13 protein-coding genes are annotated in these 10,496 nt (G+C 65.9%); 2 read left to right on the forward strand and 11 right to left on the reverse strand.

The window, feature by feature from the left end:
• The first annotated feature begins 102 nt into the window (after window positions 1-102).
• Both AC2FM3_RS09545 and AC2FM3_RS09550 read left to right on the forward strand, forming a co-directional pair.
• Entirely contained in the window at window positions 103-999 is an 897-nt protein-coding gene (locus AC2FM3_RS09545) for a hypothetical protein (RefSeq protein ID WP_496681059.1), read from the forward strand.
• Window positions 1,000-1,023: 24 nt separating this feature from the next.
• Complete coding sequence (locus AC2FM3_RS09550; protein ID WP_496681027.1) at window positions 1,024-2,580, forward strand: phosphate ABC transporter substrate-binding/OmpA family protein; 1,557 nt, start codon at window positions 1,024-1,026, stop codon at window positions 2,578-2,580.
• A gap of 3 nt (window positions 2,581-2,583) precedes the next feature.
• Here AC2FM3_RS09550 and radC read toward each other — a convergent pair whose 3' ends face one another.
• The 11 genes from radC to thiD form a co-directional block, all read right to left on the reverse strand.
• Window positions 2,584-3,339, reverse strand: coding sequence for a RadC family protein (gene radC / locus AC2FM3_RS09555; protein WP_170457055.1), 756 nt, complete (start codon window positions 3,337-3,339; stop codon window positions 2,584-2,586).
• Between the two features lie 36 nt (window positions 3,340-3,375).
• A complete protein-coding gene (locus AC2FM3_RS09560; protein WP_496681031.1) occupies window positions 3,376-4,110 on the reverse strand; it encodes an ABC transporter permease in 735 nt (244 codons plus the stop codon).
• The gene (locus AC2FM3_RS09565) at window positions 4,107-4,835 is read right to left on the reverse strand and encodes an ABC transporter ATP-binding protein (protein ID WP_496681033.1); all 729 of its coding nucleotides are present in this window, start codon (window positions 4,833-4,835) and stop codon (window positions 4,107-4,109) included. Before AC2FM3_RS09565 ends, AC2FM3_RS09560 begins: the two co-directional genes overlap by 4 nt.
• Window positions 4,832-5,506, reverse strand: a complete 675-nt coding sequence (gene tenA / locus AC2FM3_RS09570; protein WP_496681036.1) for a thiaminase II — start codon at window positions 5,504-5,506, stop codon at window positions 4,832-4,834. Before tenA ends, AC2FM3_RS09565 begins: the two co-directional genes overlap by 4 nt.
• Complete coding sequence (locus AC2FM3_RS09575) at window positions 5,503-6,438, reverse strand: ABC transporter substrate-binding protein (RefSeq protein ID WP_496681039.1); 936 nt, start codon at window positions 6,436-6,438, stop codon at window positions 5,503-5,505. Before AC2FM3_RS09575 ends, tenA begins: the two co-directional genes overlap by 4 nt.
• A 20-nt stretch (window positions 6,439-6,458) precedes the next feature.
• Entirely contained in the window at window positions 6,459-7,421 is a 963-nt protein-coding gene (locus tag AC2FM3_RS09580) for a ThiF family adenylyltransferase (protein WP_496681042.1), read from the reverse strand.
• Entirely contained in the window at window positions 7,418-8,014 is a 597-nt protein-coding gene (locus tag AC2FM3_RS09585) for a thiamine phosphate synthase (protein ID WP_496681045.1), read from the reverse strand. The genes AC2FM3_RS09580 and AC2FM3_RS09585 overlap by 4 nt, the downstream gene beginning before the upstream one ends.
• The gene (locus tag AC2FM3_RS09590; protein ID WP_170447259.1) at window positions 8,011-8,781 is read right to left on the reverse strand and encodes a thiazole synthase; all 771 of its coding nucleotides are present in this window, start codon (window positions 8,779-8,781) and stop codon (window positions 8,011-8,013) included. The genes AC2FM3_RS09585 and AC2FM3_RS09590 overlap by 4 nt, the downstream gene beginning before the upstream one ends.
• Window positions 8,782-8,783: 2 nt before the next feature.
• On the reverse strand, window positions 8,784-8,978 hold the full coding sequence (gene thiS / locus AC2FM3_RS09595; protein ID WP_496681048.1) for a sulfur carrier protein ThiS: 195 nt from the start codon (window positions 8,976-8,978) through the stop codon (window positions 8,784-8,786).
• Window positions 8,962-9,939, reverse strand: a complete 978-nt coding sequence (locus AC2FM3_RS09600) for an FAD-dependent oxidoreductase (RefSeq protein WP_496681050.1) — start codon at window positions 9,937-9,939, stop codon at window positions 8,962-8,964. Before AC2FM3_RS09600 ends, thiS begins: the two co-directional genes overlap by 17 nt.
• On the reverse strand, window positions 9,936-10,496 hold a 561-nt coding region (thiD, locus tag AC2FM3_RS09605), incomplete at its 5' end, for a bifunctional hydroxymethylpyrimidine kinase/phosphomethylpyrimidine kinase (protein ID WP_496681053.1). The genes thiD and AC2FM3_RS09600, both read right to left, overlap by 4 nt.

Raw genomic sequence — 10,496 nt, forward strand, 5'->3', positions numbered from 1 at the left:
GCCCAATTTCCGACACAATGACTCCGCGTCGCGGCCACAGATTGGCCGCGATCTTTAACGACAGTCTCCTTCGCTCCTTCAACTGGGGAGGGTGTCTTGTTCGTGATTCGAAACTATGTGACCACCGGCGGCACGGTCGCGTGCGCGCTGGCCATCGGGTATCTGATGCAGTACGGCCCGGCGGCGCAGTCGGCCGCATCCCCCTCTGCGGGCCAGACTGCTGTTACCGAAAGTACGATGATCGCCGGGCTCGAGGACATCGTCCTGACCTCCGCCTCTCCGGCCACCGGCGACACCCCAACCCCGGACACCGCGCGCCCTGCCCCCGCCGACGCGACCGCCGCGGCCGATTGCGGGCTGCGTGCCCGGGCGACGACCGTGCCACTGGCTTCCGCCCATGTCGTCGTGACGGCGCCATGCCATCCGAACCAGACAGTCGAACTGCTGCACAGCGGCATGGTCTTCACCGGACAGACCGATCAGGACGGGCGGCTGGATCTGACCATCCCCGTTCTGGCCGAGTACGCGATTTTCCTGATCTCGTTCGATGACAAGCTGGGCACGGTGGCCACCACCCATGTGCCCGAGATCGCCGGGTTCGACCGTGTGGCCCTTCAATGGTCGGGCAACACCGAGCTGCAGCTGCATGCGCTGGAATTCGGTGCGTCGTATGGCGAAGCCGGGCATGTCTGGTCGAACGCGGAAGCGCAAGGCACAGGCCGGGTGGACCACTATGGCACCGGCGGCGGCCGCAAGGTCGAAATCTACTCGATTCCCAAGAACGGCAACGGAACCGACGGATCAGTCGCTCTGACCGTCGAGGCCGAAATCACCCCCGCGAACTGCGGGCAGGAGCTGAGCATGCAATCGCTCGAGCTGCTGAGCGACCAGGAACTGCGGTCTCGCGAATTGTCGCTTGTTCTACCCGCCTGCGACAGCGGGCAGGATTTTCTGGTGTTGAATAATCTGTTCCAAGACCTGAAAATCGCCGCAAACTAATCGGCAGGCGGGTCAACGGGATTAATGACATTTCTTCGCGCGGCGGTGACGGCGGTGTCGCTGTTCACGGGTGTATCGGGCGCCCTGGCACAAGACATCACACTGACCTCGCATGACGGTCAGGTCGAGATCACGGGCACCCTTCTGGGATATGACGGCGAGTTCTACCGCGTCGGGACCCGGTTCGGAGAGCTGACGGTGGACGGCTCGGGGGTGACCTGCGATGGCCCGGCCTGCCCCAACCTGACCGATTTCGTCACCGAACTGCACCTGTCGGGCGCCCCGGTGATGGCCGAAACTCTGTTTCCTGCGCTGATCGAAGGCTTTGCCGAACGAGAAGGGCTGATGCTGATACGCACCGACCTGGGCGCCGACCGGTTTCAACTGGCCCTGCATCGGGCCGGACGCGATGCGCCCATGGCCCGATTTACCCTGCACGCCACCCCTACCGGCCAGGCGTTTGCCGATCTGATCGCCGATGAAACCGATATCGCCTTGGCGCTGCGCGAGATCCGCGCGCCCGAGATCGCTGCGGCCCGTGATGCCGGTCTTGGCGACCTGACCCGGCCGCGCCGCTCGCGGGTGGTGGCGCTGGACGCGCTGGTGCCGGTGGTGGCACAGGACAATCCGTTGACGCAGATCTCGCCGGCGGACTTGGCGCGCGTGTTCAGCGGCGCGGTGACCAACTGGGCCGAACTCGGCGGCCCGGACGCGCCGATTTCCCTGCATCTGCCCGATGCGGGATCAGGCCTGGCGCAGGCCGTGCAGGACCAGCTGTTACAACCCGCCCAGGCACAACCCGCCGACACCGCGATCCGCCATGCACGGGGCAGCGATCTGGTCGCGGCCATCGCGCGCGATCCCTTTGCCATCGGAATCGCCACCTTGGCCCAGGTCCGCGGGTTGCGCGCCCTGCCGCTGGCGGGAGGCTGCGGTCACGCGATGCGGGCCACCCGCCCGGCCATCAAGACCGAGGACTACCCCCTGACCCTGCCGATGTTCCTGTATCTGCCACAGCGGCGCCTGCCCAAGATCGCCCGACAGTTTCTGGCCTATGCCCTGGGTCCCGAGGCGCAGATGGTGATCCGCAAAGCCGGGTTCACCGACCAATCGCACGAGGCCGTTCAGATCGGGCTGCAGGGGGACCGGCTGGCCAATGCCATCACTTCGGGCGGGTCCGAAGTGGGGCTGCAGGAGCTGCAACGCATGGTCGAAACCCTGCGCCCCCTCTCGCGCCTGTCGCTATCGTTCCGGTTCGAGCCGGGATCGTCGCGGCCGGACGCACAGTCACGGTCGAACATCCAGCAATTGGCGCAGGCGCTGGAGGCCGGCCAATATGACGGGCGCAAGCTGGTCTTCGTCGGCTTCAGCGACGGCGACGGACCGGCCGAGTCCAATGCCCGGATCGCCCTGCGCCGGGCGCAGACCGTGCGCAACGCGGTTCTGGCAGCGGTGCAGACATCGGTGCCCGACTCCGTCGACATCTCGGTCGAGGGGTTCGGAGAGGCGATGCCCCTAGCCTGCGACGACACCGACTGGGGCCGCAAGGCCAACCGTCGTGTCGAAGTCTGGGTGCGCTAGCGGTTAGAGATAACCTTCTGAGCGGAAGCTCAGTTCGGTCGATTTCCCGATGATCAGGTGGTCGTGCAAGGTCAGCCCAAGTGCGGCGCAGGCATCGTTGATGCGGTTGGTCATGTCGATATCCGACTGCGACGGCGTCGGGTCGCCCGACGGGTGGTTGTGCACCAAGATCAGCGCCGAGGCGTTCAGCTCCAGCGCGCGTTTGGCGACCTCGCGCGGGTAGACGGGTACGTGATCGACGGTGCCCTTGGCCTGCTCCTCATCCGCGATCAGCACGTTCTTGCGGTCCAAGTAGAACACGCGGAACTGCTCGATCTCGCGATGGGCCATGGTGGTGTGGCAATAATCCAGCAACGCGTCCCAGCTGGAGATCACATGCCGCTGCATCACCCGGGCGCGGGCCATGCGATGGGCGCAGGCCTCGAGGATCTTGAGGTCGGTGATGACGGTATCGCCCACGCCCTTGATCTGGCGCAGACGCTCGACCGGGGCGGTCAGCACCCGGTTGAAATCGCCGAACGTATCCAGCAGCCGCCGCGCCAGCGGCTTCACGTCCTGCCGGGGGATCGAGCGGAACAGGACCAGTTCCAGCAGCTCGTAATCCGGCATCGCCCCCGCGCCACCCGACATGAACCGTTCGCGCAGGCGCTTGCGGTGGTCCTTGATATACGAGGGCAGCCGACCCGTAGGCAGCGGCGTGACCGGCGCTTCGTCACTTTCGAACAGCGATGGGGCTTCGGCAAAGGCGTCCTTGGTCATACGCCCATGATTGCCGCAGAATCGGTTTCCGAATGGTTAACGCGCCTCACCGGCCATGCGGGCCGTGGCGCGGCGCACAACCAGATGCAGCAGGATCGAGAACACCCCCAGCGTCAGCATCGCGGCAAACATCAGGTCGGTCTTGGCGCGGCCATTGGCCAGCAGCATCAGGTATCCCAACCCCTGAGACGAGCCGACCCATTCGCCGATCACGGCCCCGATCGGGGCATAAACCGCCGCCAGCCGCATCCCCGAGGCCAGCGAGGGCAGCGCTGCCGGGATGCGGATATGCCACAACACGCTGCGTGAGCTGGCCTGCATGGTGCGGGCCAGGTCCAGATAACCGGGCGGCGTGCGCATCAGCCCGTCGAAAAACGACGCGGTGATGGGGAAATAGATGATCAGCACGGCCATCGCGACCTTGGACCACAGCCCATAGCCCAGCCACAGGGTCAGCAATGGCGCCAGCGCAAAGACCGGCAGTGCCTGGGTGAACACAAGCATCGGCTGCACCAGCACCCGCGCGGCGCGGGAATTGGCCAGCTGCAGCGCCGTTATGACACCCAGCACCGTTCCAAAGGCTAGGCCGATCAGCACCTCGATGGCGGTGATCCAGGTGTGCTCGGCGATCAGCCAGCGGTTCTGCCACCAGGTCTCGGCCACCACCGCCGGTCCAGGCAGGATGAATTTCGGCAGGCCGGTCAGGGTGACGATCGCCTGCCAGAGGACCAGCGCAAACAGCGTCGCGGCAAGGGCCGAGAGTGTCTTCATGCCATCTCCTCCCGCAGCAGCTTCAGCAGCGCCCCCTGCGTTTCAAGCGTCTCGAGATCGTCCACCTTGCGCGGCACCGGCGCATGGGGCGGCTGACACGGGGTCAGGCCACTGCGCGTCATCACCATGATCGACTGACCCAGACGCGCGGCCTCGGCCGGGTCGTGGGTGACCAGCAGGACGGTGCGTCCCTGCAACGCTTCGGCGGCCAGGTCCTGCATGTCAGCGCGGGTGCGCGCATCCAGCGCCGAGAACGGCTCGTCCAACAGGATGATCGGCTTGTCCTCCATCAGGGTGCGGGCCAGCGCCACGCGCTGACTCTGCCCGCCGGACAGTTCCGAGGGCTTCTTGGTCATGTGATCCCGCAACCCCATCCGTTCGATCAGCCGGGCGCGGCGGTCCTCGTCGATCCGTTCGCCGCGCAACCGGGCACCCAGCGCCACGTTCTGCGCGACCGTGGCCCAAGGCAGCAGCAGATCGTCCTGCGCCATGTAGGCGACGCGCTCGGCCACCGGCAGCCCGTCGCTGGCGCGGATCTCGCCGGTGAACTCGGCCCCCGTCGCCAACCCGGCGATCAGGCGCAGAACCGTGGTCTTGCCGACCCCCGATCCGCCCAGCAGACAGGTCCACTGCCCCGCCTTCAGCGACAGGGTCAGCGGCGCGAACAGCGGCGCGCCGTCGATGCTGGCCTGTCCGCTGAGGATCAGATCGGGGGGCGGGGTCATGGGGTCAGACCCATCTGCCAGAAATTCACTTCGAGCTCGGTCGCGGTGCGGAAGGTCTGGCACAGGCGATCCCAACGCGGTGTGGTACGGAAATCCGCCCCAAGTCGCCGTATCAGAGCGGAATCCAGCAGTTCACCCACGGCCCGGCAGGCCGCCTGGTAATCGTCCCCGGCATAGGTGTCGATCCAGTCGCGATAGGTGTCCGAGGTGGCCTCGGCCGCCAGCCGGGTGCCGATCTCGCCATATCCCATCACGCAGGGCGCCAGCGCCGCAAGCAGATCCAGCAGATCACCGCTGTAGCCGGCCTCGAGCACATAGCGGGTATAGGCCAGGTTCTCGGGGCGTTCGGGCGTGGCGAACAACTCGTCCTGGCTGATGCCCTCGGCCTCGCAAATGCCGATATGCAACTTCATCTCTTCGGCCACCAGCGCATTGACGGTGGCCACGGCCGTCAGCATCTCGGCATGGGTTTCCGATTTCACCACCGCCAGCGCCCAGGCGCGCGAGAAGTGGATCAGGAACACGTAATCCTGCCGCAGGTAATGCAGGAACGCCGCGCGCGGCAGGGTGCCGTCCTTCAGTCCCTCGACAAAGGCGTGGCGGGTATAGTCCCGCCACGGCCCGTGCGCCGCGTCGCGCATCAGTGCGAAGGCTTTGCCGTACTCGCTCATTGCGCGGTCACGTCGATGGTGATGTCGCTGACCGGGTTGATACTGTCGATCATGCCGGACTCTTTCAGAAAGGCCTCGAACCGGGCATAGCGGCCGGCATCGAAACCCGCCGGGCGCAGTGCGAAACGCGGCAGGGTATCGACCCAGGCGCGGGCGTTCAGCTCGTCCTGCAACTCGGGCGAGGTGGCGGCGAAGATCTCCCAGCTTTTTTCCGGATTGTTCACGATGAACTGCGTGGCCTTCTCGGTCGCGGCCAGGAAACGGGCGATCATGTCCTTGTCCATCGTTTCGGGGTTGGCCACATAGATCAGCTCGTCATAGGGCGGCACGCCTTCTTCCTCGATGTAGAAGCAGCGGCCCGGAACGCCTTCGATATCCATCTGGTTCAGTTCGAAATTGCGGAAGGCGCCGATCACGGCGTCCACCTGCCCGGTCATCAGCGACGGCGACAGCGAGAAGTTGACGTTGATCATCTCGATATCGTCCAGCGACACGCCATGCGCGTTCAGCATCGCGGTCAGGATCGCCTCTTCGACACCGGCAACCGAAAAGCCGATCTTCTTGCCCTTGAGATCGGCCAGCGTGTTGATCGGGCCATCCTCGAGCACCAGAAGGCAGTTCAGCGGCGTGGCGACCAGCGTCCCGACCCGTTTCAGCGGCAGGCCCTCGTGGATCTGCAGGTGCAGCTGCGGCTGGTAGGACACGGCCAGATCGGCCTGACCGGCGGCCACAAGGCGCGGCGGGGCCGACGGATCAGCGGGCGGAACGATTTCGACCTCAAGCCCCTGTTCGGCGAAATAGCCGTTTTCCTGCGCCACGATGATCGGCCCGTGGTCGGGGTTCACGAACCAGTCCAGCAGAATGGTCATCTTGTCCTGCGCCCAGGCGGGCGCGGCGGCCAGCAGGGCAAAGGCGGTGATCAGTTTCTTCATGGTCTGCGTTTCCTTTTGCTTCACGACGTTGCGGCGGCGACCAGAACGATCCGGCCGGGCCAATGGGGGTGGAGTTCCTCGGCCGCGCGCCAGGCGCGCAGCCCTGTGGCACAGCAGAGGGCCAGCGATTTTCCTTTGTTAGGATCTGTTTTCAGCGCTTCGACCGTCAATCGGCGAGCGTTGGGGTGAATCGGCTGGGGGGCCTCATCGACGCTGCGCAGATCGACAACCAGGTCGTTCGGAGTCAGTTGCGAGGGGGCAACAAAGGGGAAATGGCCGTCCGGTTCCGGCGCGGTGTCAAAGCGGAAGCCGCTGCTGATACAGCTGCGCCCGTCCACCTGCATCATTTGGCCCAACGGCGAAGGCTCGAGGCCCAGGATCACGCCCAGCGCCATCTGCGCCTGCATCGCGCCGATCATCGCCACGACCGGGCCCAGAACACCCGCGGTGGCACAACTGGCGCCACTGTCCGGCGCGTCGGGAAAAACCGCGCGCAAGGAGGGCGCACCGCCGCAGAACCCGCCAACATAACCCGACAGGCCCAAAACCGAGGCGCTGATCAGCGGCTTGCCCTGCGCCAGGCAGGTATCCGACAACGTATAGCTGGCCGCGTAACTGTCCGCGCAGTCCAGAATCAGATCGGCCTCGGCCACCAATTCAGCGGCATTGGCAGGCGTTAGAGTCTGTTTTCTCGCTGCAACGGTAATCTCGCTGTTCAGTGCCCGGCAGCGTTCGGCGGCCGCTTCGGCCTTGGGGCGGCCGCAATCGGACTCGGCAAACAGCGTCTGGCGATGCAGGTTCGACAGGTCCACCGTATCGGCATCGACGATGGTCAGATGCCCCACCCCAGCCCCGACCAGCAGCGGAAGCACGGGCGCGGCAAGCCCGCCGGCGCCGACGACCAAAACCCGCGCGCGGGCAAGGCGGTTCTGCCCCACGGCCCCGACCTCGGGCAGGATCATCTGGCGGGCATAGCGGCTCATCGCGTGACCTCGATCCACTGGCGCACCCGCGCTTCGGGGTCGGCGTTCAGGGTGATGTCGGTCACGGCCGAAACGATGTCGGCCCCGGCCTGAAACACGCCCGGCGCGCGCTCGACGCTCATACCGCCGATGCCGACCAGAGGGATGTCACCCACGCGCCGTTTCCACTCGGTCACGCGCGGCAGGCCCTGTTGGTGCCATTTCATCTTTTTCAGGATGGTCGGATAGACCGGCCCCAGTGCCACATAGTCCGGGTCCATCGACAACACGCGTTCAAGCTCGTCATCGTCATGCGTGGATACGCCCAGTTTCAGCCCGGCCTTGCGGATGGCAGGCAGATCGGCGTCGTCCAAGTCCTCCTGCCCCAGGTGGATCCAATCGCAGCCTGCGTCGATGGCGGCCTGCCAATAGTCGTTCACCACCAGCACCGCGCCGTGGTCGCGGCACAGGGCCTGCGCGGTGGCGATCTCCGCGCGCACCACCGCGTCGGGCTGATCCTTGATGCGCAGCTGCACCAACTTCACGCCCAGGGGCAGCATCCGCCGCAGCCAGTCGGTGTGATCGAAGATCGGATAGAAGCGGTCGAGCGTCATGATAGAAAGGCCTTTCCGATCACGGGGGTCGAGGGTTCGGCCATGTCGCGCGGCTCGATCGGGTCGGCCTGATGCGCCAATTGCCCGGCCTGCACCGCCAGCGCCATGGCCTGCGCCATCGCCACCGGATCGCCTGCGCGGGCGACGGCGGTGTTCAGCAGAACCGCGTCATAGCCCAGCTCCATCGCGTGGGCGGCGTGGCTGGGCAGGCCGATGCCCGCATCCACCACCAGCGGCACGTCGGGAAACTCGGCCCGCATCGCGCGCAGGGCGTATTCGTTGTTCAAACCCCGCCCCGACCCGATCGGCGCGCCCCAGGGCATCAGCACCTGGCACCCGGCGGCCAGCAGACGCTCGGCCACGATCAGGTCTTCAGTGGTGTAGGGAAACACCTGGAACCCCTCGTCGGTCAGAATGCGCGCGGCCTCGACCAGTTGGAACACGTCGGGCTGCAGGCTGTCGGTGTGACCGATCAGTTCCAGCTTGATCCACGGTGTGTCGAACACCTCGCGCGCCATGTGGGCGGTGGTGACGGCCTCTTTGACCGTGTGACAGCCGGCGGTGTTGGGCAGGATCAGCACGCCCAGATCGCGGATCATCGACCAGAACGCCTGACCCGCCCCGCCCGCGCCCTCGCGCCGCAATGACACCGTGGCCACGCCCGCACCGCTGGCTCGGAAGGCCTGTTCCAGGATCGCCGGGCTGGGATATTGCGCGGTGCCCAGCATCAGCGGGTTGGGCAGTTCGGTGCCGTAAAACGTTTTCATCCTCAGCCCCCCTGCATCGGTGCGACGACCTCGACCCGGTCGCCCTCGGCCAGTTTGTGGGCGATGCGCAGGCTGGAAGGCACGAATTCCTCGTTCACCGCGGTGGCAACTCGGCCGGAAAAGCCGCATTCCGCCAGCAATTCGCCAAGGGTTTTGGCGTTTACCTCGCGCGGCTCGCCGTTAAGCACGATCTTCATCAACCATCTCCGAATGTGTGTTCTCTAGCGCCAGATCGGCCACGCCCCGGGCCAAGGCCGGAGCCAGCAGGTAGCCATGGCGATACAGCCCGTTGGCATAGATCGTCTTGCCCAGCCGGCGGATGCGCGGCAGGTTGTCGGGAAAGGCCGGGCGCAGATCGACGCCGATCTCCAGCACTTCGGCCTCGCCGAAGGCCGGGTTCAGCGCATAGGCCGCGCTGAGCAGTTCCAGTATCGAGCGCGCGGTGATGCGGCTGCTGTCCTCGGATTCGATCATCGTGGCGCCCAGCATGTAGATGCCATCTCCACGCGGCACGACATAGAGCGGCATGCGGGGATGCAGCAGACGCACGGGACGGGTCAGCGTCACGTCGGGGCAGCGGATCACCAGCATTTCCCCCTTCACGCCGCGCAGGTCGTGAAGGATGTCGCGCGCGTGCAGGCCACGGCAGTCGATGGCGTTGTCCAGCCGCGACGGAGCCAGCTTGCGATGGAATGCGACGCCCTTATCCTGAAGGCCGCGATACAGGTCCTGCAGCGCGCGGCGAGGGTCCAGATGGGCCTCATCTGCGAAGAACAGGCCTTGGGAAAAACCGTGCAAATCAGGCTCTAATTCAGCAATTTTCGCTTGATCGACCAGCGTGAACCCCTCAGTCCGGCGGGCAAATCGGCGCAGGTCGGGCAGGTCTCGCATGTTGGCCACAACCAGCGTTCCTTGCCGCGTGACCGGAGTGCGGGCTGCCCACCAATCGATGGCCTGTTGCCCCAGTCGCAGCACGGGTTCCTCGGCATTCTCATATTCGCACCAGGGCGCCAACATGCCACCGGCCCACCACGAACAGCCATGCGGACCGGGAGGCCCGCCGGGGTCAAACACCCGTACCTGCGCACCCCGCGCGACCAGTTCCGAGGCCACGGCCAGACCGGCCACCCCGGCACCTATGACGGACCAGACCGTCACGACTCCCAAACCCGATAGAAATGGTGAACCGGGCCGTGCCCGTGCCCGACCCCAAGACCGTCCGCCGCCGAAATCGCGCCCTGCAGATAGGAATGTGCTTGCGCCGCCGCATCCGCCAGCCCCAGCCCCTTGGCCAATCCCGCTGCTATGGACGAGGACAGGGTGCAACCCGTGCCGTGGGTGTTTTTGGTGTTCACGCGCGGGGCTTCGAACTGAGCAACGACCCCGTCCGGAGACACCAGCAGATCCCGGCAGACATCGCCCTTGCCATGCCCGCCCTTCATCAGAACCGCGCCCGCGCCCAGATCGCACAGGGCATGGCCTTGCGCCGTCATCTCGTCGGTGGTCTCCGCAACAATCTGATCCAGCAGGCAGGCCGCCTCGGGCAGGTTCGGGGTCAGAACGGTGGCGCGGGGCAGCAGCACCGCGCGCAACGTCTGCACCGCCTCACGCGCCAGCAGGGCATCGCCCGATTTGGCGATCATCACCGGGTCCAGCACGATGGGCCCGGTAAAGCCGGACAGGCCGTCGGCGACGGTCTGGATGATTTCGGGCGT

This window comes from Ruegeria sp. BHSB172 (assembly GCF_059613165.1).

What these genes read in the sequence shown, in the direction of transcription:
- AC2FM3_RS09560 (WP_496681031.1), bottom strand. Translation starts at nt 4,110, where the DNA reads ATGAAGACACTCTCGGCCCTTGCCGCGACGCTGTTTGCGCTGGTCCTC.
- tenA (WP_496681036.1), bottom strand. Translation starts at nt 5,506, where the DNA reads ATGAGCGAGTACGGCAAAGCCTTCGCACTGATGCGCGACGCGGCGCAC.
- AC2FM3_RS09580 (WP_496681042.1), bottom strand. Translation starts at nt 7,421, where the DNA reads ATGAGCCGCTATGCCCGCCAGATGATCCTGCCCGAGGTCGGGGCCGTG.
- AC2FM3_RS09585 (WP_496681045.1), bottom strand. Translation starts at nt 8,014, where the DNA reads ATGACGCTCGACCGCTTCTATCCGATCTTCGATCACACCGACTGGCTG.
- AC2FM3_RS09565 (WP_496681033.1), bottom strand. Translation starts at nt 4,835, where the DNA reads ATGACCCCGCCCCCCGATCTGATCCTCAGCGGACAGGCCAGCATCGAC.
- AC2FM3_RS09575 (WP_496681039.1), bottom strand. Translation starts at nt 6,438, where the DNA reads ATGAAGAAACTGATCACCGCCTTTGCCCTGCTGGCCGCCGCGCCCGCC.
- thiS (WP_496681048.1), bottom strand. Translation starts at nt 8,978, where the DNA reads ATGAAGATCGTGCTTAACGGCGAGCCGCGCGAGGTAAACGCCAAAACC.
- radC (WP_170457055.1), bottom strand. Translation starts at nt 3,339, where the DNA reads ATGACCAAGGACGCCTTTGCCGAAGCCCCATCGCTGTTCGAAAGTGAC.
- AC2FM3_RS09550 (WP_496681027.1), top strand. Translation starts at nt 1,024, where the DNA reads ATGACATTTCTTCGCGCGGCGGTGACGGCGGTGTCGCTGTTCACGGGT.
- AC2FM3_RS09590 (WP_170447259.1), bottom strand. Translation starts at nt 8,781, where the DNA reads ATGAAAACGTTTTACGGCACCGAACTGCCCAACCCGCTGATGCTGGGC.